At 70.9% G+C, this 14,706-nt stretch carries 14 protein-coding genes; 7 read left to right on the top strand and 7 right to left on the bottom strand.

What is annotated here, in order from left to right:
* Positions 1-3 precede the first annotated feature (3 nt).
* A complete protein-coding gene (locus HDA41_RS02035) occupies positions 4-1,260 on the bottom strand; it encodes a YncE family protein (RefSeq protein ID WP_184980055.1) in 1,257 nt (418 codons plus the stop codon).
* Between the two features lie 164 nt (positions 1,261-1,424).
* Here HDA41_RS02035 and HDA41_RS02030 point away from each other — a divergent pair, with 164 nt between their 5' ends.
* Positions 1,425-2,084, top strand: coding sequence for a TetR/AcrR family transcriptional regulator (locus tag HDA41_RS02030; RefSeq protein ID WP_184980053.1), 660 nt, complete (start codon positions 1,425-1,427; stop codon positions 2,082-2,084).
* 1 nt (position 2,085) lies between these two features.
* On the opposite strand, the gene HDA41_RS02025 is transcribed toward HDA41_RS02030, so the two are convergent.
* On the bottom strand, positions 2,086-3,090 hold the full coding sequence (locus HDA41_RS02025) for a GlxA family transcriptional regulator (protein ID WP_417813249.1): 1,005 nt from the start codon (positions 3,088-3,090) through the stop codon (positions 2,086-2,088).
* A gap of 149 nt (positions 3,091-3,239) precedes the next feature.
* Between HDA41_RS02025 and HDA41_RS02020 the strand changes: the two genes are divergently transcribed.
* Complete coding sequence (locus tag HDA41_RS02020; RefSeq protein ID WP_184980049.1) at positions 3,240-4,127, top strand: NAD(P)-dependent oxidoreductase; 888 nt, start codon at positions 3,240-3,242, stop codon at positions 4,125-4,127.
* 180 nt (positions 4,128-4,307) lie between these two features.
* Here HDA41_RS02020 and HDA41_RS02015 read toward each other — a convergent pair whose 3' ends face one another.
* Both HDA41_RS02015 and HDA41_RS02010 read right to left on the bottom strand, forming a co-directional pair.
* Positions 4,308-4,673, bottom strand: a complete 366-nt coding sequence (locus HDA41_RS02015; protein ID WP_184980047.1) for a nuclear transport factor 2 family protein — start codon at positions 4,671-4,673, stop codon at positions 4,308-4,310.
* Positions 4,674-5,018: 345 nt separating this feature from the next.
* On the bottom strand, positions 5,019-6,773 hold the full coding sequence (locus HDA41_RS02010; protein WP_184980045.1) for an ABC transporter ATP-binding protein: 1,755 nt from the start codon (positions 6,771-6,773) through the stop codon (positions 5,019-5,021).
* 190 nt (positions 6,774-6,963) lie between these two features.
* Between HDA41_RS02010 and HDA41_RS02005 the strand changes: the two genes are divergently transcribed.
* From HDA41_RS02005 to HDA41_RS01995, 3 genes are all read left to right on the top strand, one after another.
* On the top strand, positions 6,964-8,052 hold the full coding sequence (locus HDA41_RS02005) for an S-(hydroxymethyl)mycothiol dehydrogenase (RefSeq protein ID WP_184980043.1): 1,089 nt from the start codon (positions 6,964-6,966) through the stop codon (positions 8,050-8,052).
* Complete coding sequence (locus HDA41_RS02000; RefSeq protein WP_184980041.1) at positions 8,052-8,681, top strand: MBL fold metallo-hydrolase; 630 nt, start codon at positions 8,052-8,054, stop codon at positions 8,679-8,681. Before HDA41_RS02005 ends, HDA41_RS02000 begins: the two co-directional genes overlap by 1 nt.
* Positions 8,682-8,771: 90 nt before the next feature.
* Complete coding sequence (locus tag HDA41_RS01995; RefSeq protein WP_184980039.1) at positions 8,772-9,686, top strand: SDR family oxidoreductase; 915 nt, start codon at positions 8,772-8,774, stop codon at positions 9,684-9,686.
* On the opposite strand, the gene HDA41_RS01990 is transcribed toward HDA41_RS01995, so the two are convergent.
* A complete protein-coding gene (locus HDA41_RS01990; RefSeq protein ID WP_184980037.1) occupies positions 9,677-10,624 on the bottom strand; it encodes a LysR family transcriptional regulator in 948 nt (315 codons plus the stop codon). The genes HDA41_RS01995 and HDA41_RS01990 overlap by 10 nt on opposite strands.
* Before the next feature lie 70 nt (positions 10,625-10,694).
* Here HDA41_RS01990 and HDA41_RS01985 point away from each other — a divergent pair, with 70 nt between their 5' ends.
* Entirely contained in the window at positions 10,695-11,327 is a 633-nt protein-coding gene (locus HDA41_RS01985) for a maleylpyruvate isomerase family mycothiol-dependent enzyme (RefSeq protein ID WP_184980035.1), read from the top strand.
* Positions 11,328-11,417: 90 nt separating this feature from the next.
* A complete protein-coding gene (locus HDA41_RS01980; RefSeq protein ID WP_184980033.1) occupies positions 11,418-12,113 on the top strand; it encodes a L,D-transpeptidase family protein in 696 nt (231 codons plus the stop codon).
* Positions 12,114-12,140: 27 nt separating this feature from the next.
* On the opposite strand, the gene HDA41_RS01975 is transcribed toward HDA41_RS01980, so the two are convergent.
* Together HDA41_RS01975 and HDA41_RS01970 are read right to left on the bottom strand one after the other, a co-directional pair.
* Positions 12,141-13,340: a Gfo/Idh/MocA family protein gene (locus HDA41_RS01975; protein WP_184993065.1), complete on the bottom strand. Its 1,200-nt coding sequence runs from the start codon at positions 13,338-13,340 to the stop codon at positions 12,141-12,143.
* A 14-nt stretch (positions 13,341-13,354) separates the two neighbouring features.
* Entirely contained in the window at positions 13,355-14,704 is a 1,350-nt protein-coding gene (locus HDA41_RS01970) for an ABC transporter substrate-binding protein (protein WP_184980031.1), read from the bottom strand.
* Positions 14,705-14,706: the final 2 nt, after the last annotated feature.

Genomic DNA, 14,706 nt, shown 5'->3' with positions numbered 1-14,706 from the left:
AGGTCAACCAGCGGACGGGCTCGTCCAGCCGGCCTCCACATGACCGAGCCGGACGCGCTGCGGGTGGTCCCCGACCGGCACGGACGCGACCTTCTTCCCGGTGGCGAAGTCGATGGCCGTGACCTGGTCGGTTCCGCTCTCGGAGACGACGCAACTCTTGCCGTCACCGCTGACCGTGGCCCAGTAGGGCTTGGCGGCGGTGACGAGCGGGCCCTCCTGGAGGGTGGTGCGGTCGACGACCGTGGCGTAGTCGTCCATGGTCCCCGCGACGCACAGCTTCTTGCCGTCCGGGCTCATCGAGAGGCCGTGGTGGCGCGAGTCGTTGACGAAGGTGGTGCGGTCGTCGCTGGTCGCCGGGTTCTTCGGCAGGGTCTTCGTGCGGGTGATCTTGTCGGTGGCCAGGTCGTACTCGAAGAAGCCGTGGAAGAACGACACCTGGAAGTACAGCTTCGACTCGTCCGGCGAGAACACGGCCGGCCGGACCGCGTCGGAGAAGTCCTTCAGGCCGATCGCGTCCAGGCGCGGGCGCATGTCGATGACCTTGACCTGCTCGTACGTGGTCGCGTCGATGACGGTGATGCGGCGGTCGCCCTTCGTCCAGTCCAGCCAGGACGCGTCGGTCTGCGTGTTCACCTCGCCGATCGACATGTTGTAGATGTACTTGCCGTCCTTGGTGAAGATGTTCTCGTGCGGCTTGTCGCCGGTGGCGGCCTTGCCGAGCTGCTTGCCGGTCTCGATGTCCAGGACGTGCACGGTGTTGCCGGTGGACGCCGACACCGCGACCCGCTTGCCGTCGGGGGAGACGGCCATGTGGTCGGAGCGGAAACCGGACACCGGGAAGCGCCAGTTGATCCGCCCTGAGGCGAGGTCGATGGAGACGACGTCGGCGAAGCTGGGCCGGGAGACGACCACCGACTTCCCGTCCGGCGTGGAGTACATGTCGTCGACGAACTGGTCGTGTCCTTCGCCGACGCTGTTGCGGATCGTCATGAAGGCGATCCATCTGATCGGATCGGCGTTGATCTCGGCCATCCGCTCGTCCTTGTCGGGGATGACGTTGATCCGGCCGATCCTCGCGAAGTCGCCGGTGGCCTTGATGACTTCGGCGGTGCCGTCCCAGTTGTTGCCCACGAACAGCACCTGGCGCAGCGCGGCGGAGGCGTCGGGGGCGTCCGCGTGGGCGGCGGTCACGGGAACGGTGGCGGTCAGTGCGAGGGCGGCGGTCAGGGAGCACAGATGCCGTCGTCGGAAGACGGGCATGGCTGATCCCTCCTCTGCGGGTGGGGTGAGGAATCTGAACACACGTGCTTTCAGAATGAACTTACTGCAAAGTAAGGAAGGGGCGGCCTTCTTCACAAGACCGCGTGCACGACAAAATCGTGTTCGGGCGAGGACGGGTGCTCCAGCGGATGAAGGGAGAGCCGGTGCCGGGCAGACTCAGAGCGCCGACCGGCCGCTACGGCGGCAAGACCGCCGAGGAGCGGCAGGCCGAGCGGCGCCGGCGGTTCCTGGACGCCGCGCTCCAGTTGTTCGGCGACACCCCCGGTTTCCGCGCCACCACCGTCGCGGCGCTCAGCGAGGCGGCCGGCCTGTCGACCCGTCAGTTCTACGAGGAGTTCCGCACCCTGGAGGACGTGCTCGCGGCGCTGCACCTCCAGGTCAACGACTGGGCCGAGGCGGCGGTGCTGGAGGCGGCGGCCGGCGCGGCGGACCTGCCGCTCGTCGAACGCGCGACCGCGATCTTCCGCGCCTACGCCGGGAACGTCGCCGCCGATCCACGCCGGGTCCGCCTCACCTTCGTCGAGATCATCGGCGTCAGCCCGCGCCTGGAGGAGCAGCGGCTCGCCCGCCGGGCCGGCTGGGTCGACCTCATCTGCGCCGAAGCCCGGGGGGCCGCCGCGCGCGGGGAGGCGGCACCCCGCGACTACCGCCTCGCCGCGACGGGTTTCATCGGCAGCGTCAACGGCCTGCTGCACGACTGGAGTGCCGGCTGGGTCGACGCGACGCTGGACGAGGTCGTCGACGAACTGGTCCGGCAGCTGCTGGGGATTTTGCGGCCGCCGGGGTGGAGCCCGCGGGACTGACTCAGACCCGCGTACGGTCACGCCCGGTCGTCCGGGCTCCTGGAAAGGCCCGCCGGTAGTCGCCGGGCGACACCCCGAGGTGCCTCAGGAAGTGGTGGCGGAGATTGTTGGCCGTGCCCAGGCCGCTCAGCTCCCCGACCTTCTCGATCGGCAGGTCCGTCGACTCCAGCAGTGACCGGGCGCGTCCGAGCCGCTGGTCGAGAAGCCACTGGAGAGGTGTCGTCCCGGTGGCGGCCTGGAGCCGCCGGTAGAACGTACGCGGGCTCATCGCGGCCCGCCGCGCCAGATCGGCCACGGTCAGCGACCGGTCCAGGTTGGCCCGCGCCCATTCGAGAACGGGTGCCAGCCCCGCGTCGTCGCTGGCCGGCACGGACAGCTCGATGAACTGCGCCTGCCCGCCCGGCCGGTGGGCGGGGACCACCATGCGGCGCGCCAGCTGGTTCGCGACGTGCGCGCCGAGGTCACGCCGCACCAGGTGCAGACACAGGTCGAGTCCGGCGGTCAGTCCCGCGCTGGTGAGCACGTCGCCGTCGTCCACGTACAGCACCGACGCGTCGACCTGCACCTTCGGGTAGCGCTCGGCCAGCTGTGCGGTGTGTATCCAGTGGGCGGTGGCACGCCGTCCGTCGAGCAGCCCCGCCTCGGCGAGCGCGAAGGCACCCGTACACAGGGAGACCATGCGGGCGCCCGCGTCATGAGCCCGGCGCAGGGCCCTGATCAGCTCCCGCGGCAGCGGCCTGCCCTCCTCGACGCACGGGTCGGGCACCGACGGCACGATGACCGTGTCGGCACCGACCAGATCGTCCAGCCCGTACCGGGTGCGCAGGCTCAGCCCGTGACCGTCCGCCGCACCGTCCCCCGCCTCCGGCCCGGCCCCGGTCCCGCACAGCCGCAGGTGGTACCAGGGATCGGCCAGATCGGGCTGCGGCTTGCCGAACACCGTGCACGGGATGCTCAGTTCGTACAGATCCCACGAGGGGACCCCGATCTCCTCGGTCACGACCACGGCGACAGTACCGGCGCTCATGCTCCCCAGCCTATGGCAGGAATTTGGTGGAGGCCGTCACCGCTGTCACTGTTCCCGATCTTCGTGCCCTGCGACCGTGTCCGTACGTGATCACACGTCATCCGACAAGGAAACACGAGGAGTTGGGCATGAACGCAGAACACCGGCCGGTCACCGTCGTCGGACTGGGCTCGATGGGCTCGGCACTGGCCGCCGCGCTGCTGGACCGGGGACACCCCACCACCGTCTGGAACCGTTCCCCGGACAAGGCGCGCTCCCTGGTCGACCGGGGGGCCCGCCTGGCCGGCACGCCCCGGGAGGCGATCGCCGCCTCCCCGCTGACGATCGCCTGTGTGCTGGACTACGAGACGCTGTACTCCGTCCTCGACCCGGCCGCCGGCGAGCTGGCGGGCAGAACCCTGGTCAACCTCACCTCCGGCTCCCCCGAGCAGGCCCACGAGGCCGTCAAGTGGGCCCACTCCCACGGGGCCGGCTACCTCGACGGCGCCATCATGACCACCCCGCCCGGCGTCGGCGACCCCGCCATGATGTTCCTCTACAGCGGCTCCCGGGAGGTCTTCGACGCCCACCGCCCCACCCTGGCGACCCTCGGCGACCCCCTCCACCTGGGCACCGACCCCGGCCTCGCCTCCCTCTACGACGCCGCCCTGCTCGGCCTGATGTGGTCCACCATGACCGGCTGGCTGCACGGCACCGCACTGGTCGGCGCCGAGCGGACATCGGCCACCGCCTTCACTCCGGTCGCGATCCGCTGGCTGGGCGCGGTGGCCGGCTTCCTCACCACGTACGCGCCCCAGGTGGACGCCGGCCGCTACCCGGGTGACGACGCCACCGTCGACGTGCAGATCGCGGCCATCGACCACCTCATCCACGCGGCGGCGGCCCGCGGCATCGACAACGCGCTGCCGGAACTCCTGAAGGCCGCCATGGAGAAGGCCGCCGCCGCCGGCCACGGACAGGACAGTTACGCCAGCCTGATCGAGGTCCTGAGGAAGCCCGCCGACAGCGAGGCCTGACACCGGCTGGACGTCGTACAGCGCCTGACGACGTCGCCGACGTTGCCGGGGTTGCACCCGGCGTCGATCATGACGGTGCCGGGTTTGACGTCCCGGCCCACGACCACGGCCCGCTTGCCGGACGGAGCCGCATGATCCGCCCGGCGGGCAGGACACGAAGCCCGGCAACGGGGTGTCCGCCTACTCGTCCCAGGCCTGGACCAGGGTCTGCTCGGCGATCTTGCCGTCCCGCAGCGAGATCATCGACTCGGACAGGACGCGCACCCCGTCCGCGTACTCGCAGCTCTCGCTGTAGGCGGCCTCGTCGCCCTGGATGACGCACCGCTCCAGCTTGTGCGACATGTCGCGGCTGTAGACGTCCTCCAGCATCCCGCTGATCTCGTCCCGGCCGTGCAGGACCTTGGGGTGGCTGGGCTGGCTCGTGCGGTCGACGATGCGGAACTCCGCGTCGTCCGCGTAGAGCGAGAGGAGGATGTCCGGGCTCTGGCCTTCCACGGCCCGGCGCAGTGTCTCGCGGTCGAAGGCGGGGTCTGCCGCAGTTCCCATGATGACCTCCTTCGAAGGGCCGCGACCCGGTCGGGACCGGGCCGCGAGGGGTCTCTCCTGTCGAGCCTCCTCCCGTCCGGCGGGCTCGGCAAACGCAGCCCGGCCACTGGGCCTGACCGGTGAGCGGAACCGCCCGCCCGTGTCCGCCGGGGACCCGCCGGCACTGCGACGGGCATGATCTCAACACGACGTATCGTCGCCGCCGTTGGTCTCGCCGTGGGTGTCATCGGCCTCGCCGCGCCGATGGCGAACGCGGCCGACGCGGCTTCCGGACGTCCGGCCCCGACGGCAGCGCGTGCGACGAGGGCCGCCCGGCTCGGGCGGCCCTCACGCATGCCCGGTGGCTCAGTCCGCCGCGGCCAGGAACTGGGTCGCCGCCAGCTCCGCGTAGAGCGGGTCGGCGGTCACGAGCTCGCGGTGCGTGCCGACCGCCCGGACCCGCCCGGCATCCATCACCACGATCCGGTCGGCCATCGTCACCGTGGACAGCCGGTGCGCCACCACCAGGACCGTCGTCGTACGGGCCACATCCGCGACGGTGTCGCGCAGCGCCGCCTCGTTGACCGCGTCCAGCTGCGAGGTCGCCTCGTCGAGCAGCAGCAGCCGGGGACGGCGCAGCAGCGCGCGGGCGATGGCGACCCGCTGGCGCTCACCGCCCGACAGCTTGGTGCCGCGATGCCCGACGAGCGTGTCGAGGCCGTTCGGCAGCCCGGCGACCAGGCCGTCGAGACGGGTCGTCTTCAGCACCCGCGCGAGGGCGTCGTCGTCCGCCTCCGGATGGCCCAGCAGCAGGTTGTCCCGCAGGGAGCCGGACAGGACCGGCGCGTCCTGCTCCACGTAGCCGATCGCGGCACGCAGTTGCGTCAGCTCCCAGTCGGCGAGGTCGCGCCCGTCGAACGTGATCACCCCGGAGTCCGGCTCGTAGAATCGCTCGATCAGCGAGAAGACGGTGGTCTTGCCCGCGCCGGACGGGCCCACGAACGCCGTCATGCCCTGCGCGGGCACGGCGAACGTCACGCCGTGGTGGACGTACGGCACGTCGTCGGCGTAGCGGAAGCGGACGTCGTCGAAGGCGAGGGCGGCGGGCTGCGCGCCGGGGGAGGGGAGCGGGGCGGGCGCGGCCGCCGGCTCGGCGGGCAGCCGCAGGGCCTCCTGGATGCGGGTGAGGGCCGCGGCGCCCGTCTGGTACTGCGTGACGGCGCCGACGACCTGCTGTATCGGCGACATCAGATAGAAGACGAACAGCAGGAACGCGACCAGCGTGCCCACGTCGATCGCGCCGGTCGCCACGCGCGCGCCACCCACCGCGAGCACTGTGATGAAGGCGATCTGCATGGCCAGCCCCGCCGTGTTGCCCGCGGCCGCCGACCACTTGGCGGCCCGCACGCTCTGCCGCCACGACTCCTGCGCCGCCTCGTGCAGGGTGTGTTCCTCCCGGTGCTCGGCACCGGACGCCTTCACGGTGCGCAGGGCGCCGAGGATCCGCTCCAGCGAGGCACCCATGACACCCACCGCGTCCTGCGCCTGCCGGCTCGCCTTGTTGATCCGCGGCACGATGAGGCCGAGGATCACGCCCGCGCCCAGGATCACGGCCAGGGTGACGCCCAGCAGCACCGGCTCCACGAGCCCCATCATCACCACCGTCGCGACGAGCGTGAGACCGCCCGTGCCCAGACCGACCAGTGAGTCGGTGGTGACCGCGCGCAGCAGGGTGGTGTCCGAGGTGATGCGGGCCATCAGGTCGCCGGGTTCGCTGCGGTCCACGGCCGGGATCCGCAGCCGCAGCAGATACGACGACAGGGCGCGCCGCGCGCCGAGCACCACCGATTCGGCGGTGCGCTGCAACACGTACGAACCCAGTGCGCCGACCGCTGCGTTGGTCACGACCAGGGCCGACATCGCCAGCAGCGCGCCGGTGATGGCCCGGTCGTGCGCCAGATCGTCGATCAGGCCCCGCGCCACCAGCGGCAGCATCAGCCCGGTCGCCCCGGTGACCAGCGAGAGCACGGCACCGGCGAACAGGGACCGGCGGTGCGGCCGGACGTATCCGAGGAGCAGCCGCCAGGCGGGTGTACCGGTCTCGGTCTCTGCGATGCTCACGTCGCTCCTTCGGCGTCGGGCGGAGCGTTCAGGTTACGGGGGCCGCCGGTGCGCTGCCCGGCGTTTTCGGACAGCGCCTGAGCTGGTGATACGGCACCCGCGGGTGGCCGATCCGCATCCCTTGCTGATCAGTCGCGCGTAGGGTCGGAAGGGAAGGCATCCGGCCGACGAAGCCGACGAAGGAGTCAGCATGGCCCAGGAAGTACGCGGTGTGATCGCACCGGGCAAGGACGAGCCGGTACGGATCGAGACCATCGTCGTGCCCGACCCCGGCCCGGGGGAGGCGGTCGTGCGCGTCCAGGCCTGCGGGGTGTGCCACACCGATCTGCACTACAAGCAGGGCGGCATCAGCGACGACTTCCCCTTCCTGCTCGGGCACGAGGCCGCGGGCGTGGTCGAGGCGGTCGACGACGGCGTCACCGACGTCGAGCCCGGTGACTTCGTGGTCCTCAACTGGCGTGCGGTGTGCGGGAAATGCCGCGCCTGTCTGCGCGGGCGGCCCTGGTACTGCTTCGACACCCACAATGCCGGGCAGAAGATGACCCTCGCCTCGACCGGCCAGGAGCTCTCCCCGGCCCTCGGCATCGGCGCCTTCGCCGAGAAGACGCTGGTCGCGGCCGGGCAGTGCACCAAGGTCGATCCGGCGGTCGCCCCGCAGGTGGCCGGGCTGCTCGGCTGCGGCGTCATGGCGGGCATCGGCGCCGCGATCAACACCGGAAACGTCGGCCGGGGCGACACGGTCGCCGTCATCGGCTGCGGAGGCGTCGGTGACGCCGCCATCGCCGGCTCGCACCTCGCCGGAGCGGCGAAGATCATCGCCGTCGACATCGACGACCGCAAGCTGGAGACGGCCCGGACCATGGGCGCCACCCACACCGTCAACTCGCGCGAGAGCGACCCGGTCGAGGCGATCCGCGAACTCACCGGCGGCTTCGGCGCCGACGTCGTCATCGAGGCCGTCGGCCGCCCGGAGACGTACAAGCAGGCCTTCTACGCCCGCGACCTCGCCGGCACGGTCGTCCTGGTCGGCGTGCCCACCCCCGAGATGAAGCTCGAACTGCCGCTGCTGGACGTGTTCGGGCGCGGCGGGGCGCTGAAGTCGTCGTGGTACGGCGACTGCCTGCCCTCCCGCGACTTCCCCATGCTGATCGACCTGCACCTGCAAGGGCGCCTGGACCTCGGGGCGTTCGTCACCGAGACCATCCAGCTGGACGAGGTGGAGAAGGCGTTCGAGCGGATGCACCACGGCGACGTGCTGCGTTCGGTGGTGGTGCTGTGATGGCCCCGCGCGTCGAACACCTCGTCACTTCCGGGCAGTTCAGCCTCGACGGCGGCACCTGGGACGTCGACAACAACGTGTGGATCGTCGGCGACGACCACGAGGCGATCGTCATCGACGCCGCGCACGACGCCGACGCCATCGCCGAGGCCGTGGGAGACCGTCGGCTCACGGCCATCGTGTGCACCCACGCCCACAACGACCACATCGACGCCGCCCCCGCCCTCGCCGAGCGCACCGGGGCCACCATCTGGCTGCACCGCGACGACCTGCCGCTGTGGAAGCAGACCCACCCGGACCGCGAGCCCGACGCCTGGCTGGTCGACGGCCAGGTGATCGAGGCGGGCGGCGCCGACCTGCGGGTCCTGCACACGCCGGGGCACGCGCCCGGCGCGGTGTGCCTGTACGACCCCGGGCTCGCCACCGTCTTCACCGGGGACACCCTCTTCCAGGGCGGCCCCGGCGCCACCGGCCGGTCCTTCTCGCACTTCCCGACGATCATCGACTCGATCCGCGACCGCCTCCTCACGCTGCCGCCCGAGACGAAGGTCCTCACCGGCCACGGAGACTCCACGACCATCGGCGCGGAGGCCCCGCACCTCCAGGAGTGGATCGCCCGCGGCCACTGATCGCGTGTCGCTCGCAAAAGGCGACAGAAGATGTCCGGCTTACCCGTCACCCTGGAGGCGACAAGCAGCCACGGTCTCGGGAGGTCGGACATGTCAGCTCCACTGAAGGGCAAGGTCGCACTGGTCGCCGGTGCGACCCGGGGCGCCGGACGGGGCATGGCGGTGGAACTCGGCGCGGCGGGCGCCACCGTCTACGTCACCGGACGCAGCACCCGCACCCGCCGCTCGGAGTACGACCGGCCCGAGACCATCGAGGACACCGCCGACCTGGTCACCGAGGCCGGCGGGCAGGGCGTCGCCGTACCCACCGACCACCTCGACCCGGCACAGGTCCGCGCCCTCGTCGACCGCATCGCCGACGAACAGGGCCGCCTCGACGTCCTGGTCAACGACATCTGGGGCGGCGAGAAGCTCTTCGAGTGGGAGAGCCCGCTCTGGGAGCACGACCTCGACAACGGCCTGCGCCTGCTCAGACTCGCGGTCGAGACGCACGCGATCACCAGCCACCACGCCCTGCCCCTGCTGCTGCGCAATCCCGGCGGCCTGGTCGTCGAGGTCACCGACGGCACCGCCGACTACAACGCCGGCAACTACCGCGTGAACTTCTTCTACGACCTCGCCAAGGCATCCGTCCTGCGCATGGCCTTCGCCCTCGGCCACGAACTCGGCCCGCGCGGCGCCACCGCCGTCGCCCTCACCCCCGGCTGGCTGCGCTCGGAGATGATGCTCGACATCTACGGGGTACGGGAGGACAACTGGCGCGACGCCCTGGAGCGCGTCCCCCACTTCGCCATCTCGGAGACCCCGCGCTACGTCGGCCGGGCCGTGGTCGCGCTCGCCGCCGACCCCGACGTGGCGCGCTGGAACGGCCGCTCCCTCTCCAGCGGCGGCCTGGCCCGGGAGTACGGCTTCACCGACCTCGACGGCAGCCGCCCGGACGCCTGGCGCTACCTCGTCGAGGTGCAGGACGCGGGCAAGCCGGCCGACACGACCGGCTACCGCTGAGGCGCCACGCACCGCGGCCCTGACGAGGTCAGCCCCCGGACCGATGGCGGCAACGCCTCCCGCAGTCGCCCCAGCAGAGCCCTGGCCGCCGGACCCGAAGGGCCGTCCGTGCGCCAGGCCAGGGCGATGCGGCCGCGTGCCCCGGGGTGGTCGATGCGCAGGGTGTGCAGTTCGCCGGGGGCCTCCGGCTGCGGGACGACGGCGGCCCCGAGCCCGCGCGCGGCGAGGCGCGTGAGCGCTTCCGGGGCCGCCGCCTCGAAGTGGACGCGTGGGCGGAAGCCTGCCTGCGCGCACACCGCCTCCAGCGCTCCGCGCACCCCCGTGCCGGACGGCAGGCTGACCAGCGCGTGCTCCCGCAGGGCCGCCGGCGGCACCGCCGTACGGCCCGCGTAAGCCGCCAGCAGCGGATGGCCCTCGGCCACGGCCACCACCAGCGGCACGTCGACCAGCACCCGTACGGCCACGCCGGGCGGCGGCTCGTTGTCCGCAAGTCCGACCACCGCGAGGTCCAGCTCACCGCGGCGAAGTGCCGCCAGCATCCGGTCCGAGGTGTCCTCGGTGAGGGTGATCTCCACCTGCGGATGGTCGTCGTGGAAGCCGGCCAGCACCCCCGCCACATCGATGTCGTGCGCGAGCGTGCCCGGCACCAGGCCGATCCCGACCCGGCCGCGCAGCAGCCCGCCGAACTCCGCGACCGCCTGCCCTATCCCGTCCACGGCCGCGAGCGCGGCACGCGCGTACGGCAGCACCGCCGCGCCGACCTCCGTCGGTGTCACGGACCGGCCGGAGCGGTCCAGCAGCGGCCGGCCCAGCTCCCGTTCCAGCTGCCGGATCTGCGCGCTCACCCCCGGCTGTGCCACATGCAGCCGCTCGGCGGCCCGGGTGAAGCCCCCCTCCTCCACGACGGCGACGAGATACCGCAGCTGCCTCAACTCCATAAGCGGTCATGCTAGTTGCCAGCAGGACCAGCTCTTGGACTTGTGGATCACCGGCACCGACCCTGGACGTATGGGAACCGCAGCGCACGACGTCACCACCGCCATCGCCGCCGAACGCACGGAACTCGCCGACCTGTTCGGCGCCCTGGATCCCGCCTGGTGGGAGGCACCGAGCCTGTGCGCGGGCTGGCGGGTGCGCGAGGTCGTGGCGCACATGTCGATGGGCTTCCGGCACTCCACTGCGACGGTGCTGTGGGAGCTGGCCAAGGCGCGCGGCAGCATCAACCGTGTGGCGGACCGTCTCGCCCGGCGGGACGCCGCCGCCCACTCCGACGAGCGGCTCGCCGCGTTCCTGCGCGAGCACGCCCACCACCCGTGGCGGCCGCCGGTCGGCGGCATCGCGGCGGCCCTGGCCCACGACGTCGTCCACGGCCTGGACGTCACCGTCGCGTTGGGCCTCGACCGCCGCGTCCCCGAGGACCGGCTGCGCATCGTCCTCGGCACCGTCGCCCCGCGCACATCCCGGTTCTTCGGCGCCCGCCTCGACGGCGTGCGGCTGCTGGCCGACGACCTCGACTGGACCTTCGGCACCGGCACACCTCTGCACGGCACGGCGCAGGACCTCCTGCTGGTCGCCTTCGGCCGGCGTCTGCCGCCCGGTCGGCTGAGTGGCGAGGTATGTCACCGTTTTGTCGCAGGCTGAAAGCCCGTACAACCGAACCCCCCGTGCGCCCGTCTAGCTGGCAGGGATCGCAGACCGTGTGACCACTTCCGCGAAAGGGCAGGACCAACCATGGGGGACGTACGCAGACGGGGTGCCGTCGTACTCGGGATCACCGGACTGGTGGCACCGCTCACACTCGCGCTCGGCGCCACGCCGGCCGCGGCCGCGAGCTGCACCGCCAAGACCGGCCCGTACCAGAAGCAGGTGGAGAAGTTCCTCGGCCGCCCGGTCGACGGCAAGCAGTCCGCCGCCGACTGCAAGGCGATCCGCGCCTTCCAGACCAAGCACGGCATCTCCCCGAACGCCGGTTACGCCGGGCCCGTCACGTGGGGAGTGATGGACCTGATGCAGAAGCAGAAGGCCGTCGGGAAGAACCCCAACAAGGACGGCAAGTGCCCGGTGAACAAGGGCCGGATCGCCTGTGTGAACCTGAGCCTCCAGCTGAGCTGGGTCCAGGACGGCAAGAAGCTCGTCTACGGCCCCGTCCCGGTCCGCACCGGACGCGACGGCTACGAGACCCGCACCGGCCTGAAGAAGATCTACTGGCGCAACATCGACCACGTCTCGTCCATCTACGACGTGCCGATGCCCTACGCCCAGTTCTTCGACGGCGGCCAGGCGTTCCACTCGGTCGGCGTCAGCATGTGGAACCCGCCGGGCTCGCACGGCTGCGTCAACATGACCAAGACCGACGCCAAGAAGTACTGGTCGCTGCTGAAGAAGAACGACGACGTCTTCGTGTACGGCCGCAAGCCGGGCACCTGATCCAGGCACCCGGCTCGCACGACGCCACTACAGAGGCGCGTCCCCGAAGTCCGGGATCTCCAGCCGTACTCCACCTTGCCGCGCGGACTCGTGCGCGATGATGCCCGGCAGGGTGTAGCGGGCGGCCACCCACGCGTTCACCGACGGCAGGGTGCGCGTGTTGACGGCGGTCACGAAGTCGTCCACCAGGAAGTGGTGGCTGCCCTCGTGGCCGTTGTGGAGGTTGTCGAACTCCCTGGGCAGCCGCGCGCGGTCGTGCACCGGTGCCGACCCGGAGGTGAAGGCGGCCCGCAGCTCGGGCGCGATGTGCTGGAGCGACGGGTCGTCGGGCGCCATGGTGGGCTTGGGCTCCAGCAGTTCGCTGATGTCCTTCACCCCCTGCTTGTCCTGCCACAGGGCGACCGTGGCGAGCTGCTCCATGCTCGCCTCGGTGCCGAAGAAGCGGAAACGCGACTCCCGTATGTGTGAGGGGTAGCCGACCCGCCGGAACTCGTTCGTACGGAACGAGCCGCCGCCCGCCACCTCGAACAGCGCGGTGGCGTTGGAGAAGTCGTTGCCGAACTGGCTGACCTCCTTGTCGAAGACCCCGTCGCCCCGGTCGTCGACGACACCGATCGCCGACACGCTGACCGCGTGCGTCTTCCAGGCGCCCAGCACCCCGCCGACCGCGTGCGTCGGGTAGAGCAGCGGGGGATAGCTGGCGGTGGCCTTCCAGTTCTCGCCGCCGCTGTACTGGTACGCCTCGTAGAACCCCAGGTCCATGTCGTGGACGTAGTCGCCCTCGGCGTAGAACAGCCGCCCGAAGGCGCCCTCGGCGATCTGGTTGCGGGCGTGGACCGTCGCCGGGTTGTACTCGCTGGTCTCGCCCATCATGTACGTCAGCCCGGTGGCCTTGACCGTGTCGATGATCGCCGCGATCTCCTCCGCGCTGATCGCCATGGGGACCGCGGAGTACACGTGCTTGCCGGCGCCCAGGCCCTGGAGCACCAGCGGCCCGTGCGTCCAGCGCTGTGTGAAGATCGCGACGGCGTCGACGTCCTCCGATTCCAGCATGGCCTGGTACGACGGGAAGGTGCCCGCGAGCCCCTGGGTGGAGGCGAGTTGCCCGGCCCGCTCGGGCAGCAGGTCGGTGACGTAGACGGCGCTGACGCCGGGGTGGGCCTGGAACAGCGTGGCGAACTGGCCCGAGAACTGTCCGGCGCCGACGATGCCGAGGGAGAACGTCATGGAACGCGTGCCCTTCACTGGGAGAGGATGAGGTTGATCTGGTCGTTGGTCTGATCGAGGCTGCTCACGGGCTTTCCGTTGCCGTAGATGTTCTCCATGGCAGGGGACATGAGCGCCGTCATGTCCGCCGAGTAGCTGGCGATCGGATACGAGAAGGTCCGGAAGCGCTTCTTGTCGGCCACGGGTCCGGTGAACGACGAGACGTCGATGCCCTTCTTCCGGTACGCGGCGACGGCGGCCTCGGTCCCGGCCGGCGTGGCGGGGAACACGACGCCGTAACCGCCGACGACCTTCTGGCACTTGTCCGAGGCCAGGTACGCCACCCACTTCTTGGCGCCCTCCTTGTTCTTGGAGGCCTTGGTGACGGAGTCGGCGAGACCGTTCATCATGGTGGCGCGCTTGCCGGTCGGGCCGGCCGGCGTCAGGGCGGTCTTGATGTCCCGGCCCTTGAAGCCCGCGTACGTGGAGATCATCCAGGCCCCGTCGAACGCGGTGGCGGCCTTGCCCGCCGCGACCTGGGTGTTCGCCTGGTTGGACTGGACGTTGTAGTCGGACAGCGGCGGCATGTAGCCCTTCTTCGCCAGACCGAAGTACCACTCGATGACCGACTGGAAGGTCTTGCTGTCGTACTGGTACTTCGTGCCCCAGCGCGGCTTGTCCAGGTAGCTCCACCCGGCGGAGGCGGCGAAGTTGCTCCACTGGGTCTGGCCGTCGCCGAACCCGCCGCCGTTGGTGGCCAGGCCGTACACCTTGACGTTGTTCTTGTCGAAGCCCGGCTCGTCGCCCCGCTTGCCGTTCCTGTCGATCGTGAGGTGGGCGATGGCCTTCTCGAAGGTGCCGCCGTCCTCGGGGTTCCAGGCGAGGCTGTTCAGCTGCTCGGCGGTGAGGCCGGCGTCCTTCGTCATCTTCGAGTTGTAGAACAGCGCGACGGTGTCCCAGTCCTTGGGGGCGCCGTAGCGGTGACCGTCCTTCCCGATCCAGTTGGCGGCGAGGCCCGGTTGGTAGTCGGAGTTCTCGATGCCGAGGTCGTCGAGCGGTTCCAGGACCTTCAGGTCGGCGTACTGGCCGAAGTTCTGGATGTGGTCGGTGAACACGTCCGGCTGGGTGCCCGCGATGAAGCCGGCGGTGAGCTTGGTCCAGTAGTCGCTCCAGCCCAACTGGGTGATCCTGACGTTCAGTCCGGGGTTCTCCTGCTCGAACCCCTTCGCGCAGGCCTGGTAGGCCGGCAGCTGGTTGGCGTCCCACAGCCAGTACGTGACCGTGTTCGCGGAGGATCCGGCGGCGCCTTGCTGCGCGCATCCGCTGACCAGGGACAGCGCCAACGCTCCGGTCGCCGCGACGAGCGTACGCAGACGAATTCGCATCA

Origin of the sequence: Streptomyces caelestis (assembly GCF_014205255.1) — a bacterium.
Taxonomy (GTDB): domain Bacteria; phylum Actinomycetota; class Actinomycetes; order Streptomycetales; family Streptomycetaceae; genus Streptomyces; species Streptomyces caelestis.
Note: the sequence above shows the minus strand (reverse complement) of the source record. Positions and strands in the feature narration are given on the sequence as shown.

Bases quoted from the DNA above. Each gene is read 5' to 3' on its own strand.
- HDA41_RS02005 (WP_184980043.1), top strand. From the start codon at position 6,964: ATGGCCCAGGAAGTACGCGGTGTGATCGCACCGGGCAAGGACGAGCCG.
- HDA41_RS02035 (WP_184980055.1), bottom strand. From the start codon at position 1,260: ATGCCCGTCTTCCGACGACGGCATCTGTGCTCCCTGACCGCCGCCCTC.
- HDA41_RS01985 (WP_184980035.1), top strand. From the start codon at position 10,695: ATGGGAACCGCAGCGCACGACGTCACCACCGCCATCGCCGCCGAACGC.
- HDA41_RS01980 (WP_184980033.1), top strand. From the start codon at position 11,418: ATGGGGGACGTACGCAGACGGGGTGCCGTCGTACTCGGGATCACCGGA.
- HDA41_RS01995 (WP_184980039.1), top strand. From the start codon at position 8,772: ATGTCAGCTCCACTGAAGGGCAAGGTCGCACTGGTCGCCGGTGCGACC.
- HDA41_RS02015 (WP_184980047.1), bottom strand. From the start codon at position 4,673: ATGGGAACTGCGGCAGACCCCGCCTTCGACCGCGAGACACTGCGCCGG.
- HDA41_RS01970 (WP_184980031.1), bottom strand. From the start codon at position 14,704: ATGCGAATTCGTCTGCGTACGCTCGTCGCGGCGACCGGAGCGTTGGCG.
- HDA41_RS01975 (WP_184993065.1), bottom strand. From the start codon at position 13,340: ATGACGTTCTCCCTCGGCATCGTCGGCGCCGGACAGTTCTCGGGCCAG.
- HDA41_RS02020 (WP_184980049.1), top strand. From the start codon at position 3,240: ATGAACGCAGAACACCGGCCGGTCACCGTCGTCGGACTGGGCTCGATG.
- HDA41_RS01990 (WP_184980037.1), bottom strand. From the start codon at position 10,624: ATGGAGTTGAGGCAGCTGCGGTATCTCGTCGCCGTCGTGGAGGAGGGG.
- HDA41_RS02000 (WP_184980041.1), top strand. From the start codon at position 8,052: ATGGCCCCGCGCGTCGAACACCTCGTCACTTCCGGGCAGTTCAGCCTC.